Origin of the sequence: Sanguibacter massiliensis, assembly GCF_900240335.1 — a bacterium.
Lineage (GTDB): Bacteria > Actinomycetota > Actinomycetes > Actinomycetales > Cellulomonadaceae > Flavimobilis > Flavimobilis massiliensis.
In genome coordinates this window covers 1-1,468 of sequence record NZ_LT964996.1, presented here as the reverse complement: position 1 = coordinate 1,468, position 1,468 = coordinate 1, and the positions used below count along the sequence as shown (strand labels likewise).

1 protein-coding gene is annotated in these 1,468 nt (G+C 72.8%); it reads left to right on the top strand.

All coding sequences use genetic code 11. The annotated features are described in order from the left end of the window. Nucleotides 1-92 precede the first annotated feature (92 nt). Nucleotides 93-1,468: MFS transporter (locus C1729_RS14205; protein WP_102510789.1), on the top strand; the 1,376-nt coding region annotated here is incomplete at its 3' end.

The window sequence follows — 1,468 nt, the reverse complement described above, 5'->3', positions numbered from 1 at the left end:
GAGCGGTGGCATGGACACGGGAACATGGTCCCATCAGTGGTGACCTTCGGGAAGCCTCCGCCGGACACGGCGGGCGCGCGTAGTCTTCTGCGGTGGCACGCTTCATCATCGACACGACGCCCCTGCGCGAGTCGCCCGCGTTCGCCCGGTTGTGGTGGGGGCTGGGGCTCTCGAGCCTCGGCACGCAGCTCACGGTCGTCGCCGTGGGGCTCGAGGTGTATGCGCTCACGGGCTCGACGCTCGCGGTCGGCGGGCTCGGCATTGCGGCGCTCGTGCCGCTCGTCGTCACGGGTCTGTACGGGGGCGCGCTGGTCGACGTGCACGATCGGCGGACGGTCGCGCTCGTGACGTCGGCCGGGCTGTGGTTCGTCACGGCGCTGCTCGCGCTCCAGGCGTGGCTGCGGGTTGACGAGGTGTGGGTGCTGTACGCGCTCGTCGCCGCGCAGTCCGCGGGCTTCGGCATCAACAACCCGGCGCGGTCGGCGATCATCCCGATGCTTGTGCGGCCGGCGCGCCTGCCGGCGGCGAACGCGTTGCAGACGTTGCTGTTCAATACGTCGCTCATGCTCGGCCCGGTCGCGGGCGCCGTGCTCGTGGCGCGGTGGGGGTACGAGGTCGCGTACACGATCGACGCGGTGCTCTTCCTCGCGGCGCTGTGGGCGCTGCTGCGGCTCCCGTCGTTGCGTCCGGGCACGATCGCGTACGACGACGTGCCCGACGGCGCCCGGGCGGACGTCGTCGTGCCTGCGCACGTCGCGACGTCGGGCGCGGTGACCGACGCCGATGCGGCTGCGGACGTGCCTGCGGCGCGTCGCCGGGTGGGCCTGTCGTCCGTCGTCGAGGGGCTGCGCTACCTTGCGACGCAGCCGAACGTCCGGATGACGTTCCTCGTCGACCTGTCGGCGATGGTGCTGGCGATGCCGCGCGTGCTGTTCCCGGCGGTCGGCGTCGTGGTCCTCGGCGGCGGGGAGACGACGACGGGCTATCTCACGGCGGCGATCGCGGTCGGAGGGATCATCGCGGGCCTGCTCTCGGGCGGGCTCGTCCGCATGCGCCGGCAGGGTGCGATCATCGTGTGGGCGATCACGGCGTGGGGGCTGGGCGTCGCGGGCTTCGGCGTCGTGCTGCTCGGCGCCGGGCGGACGACGCCGGACCACGTGCTGTGGCCTGCGCTCGTCGGGGCGCTCGTGCTCCTCGCGTTCTGCGGGGCGGCGGACAACGTCTCGGCGATCTTCCGGACGTCGATCCTTCAGACTGCGGCGCCGGACGAGATGCGGGGGAGGCTGCAGGGGATCTTCATCGTCGTCGTCGCGGGTGGGCCGCGGGCGGGCGACCTGTGGCTGGGCGCTCAGGCGTCGTGGTGGGGCGAGGGCATGGCGGCGGTCGTCGGAGGCCTCAGCTGCGTCGCTGTCCTGTGGCTTCTGGTCCGCCGCTGGCCAGCCTTCTACCGCTACGACGCGCTCAACCC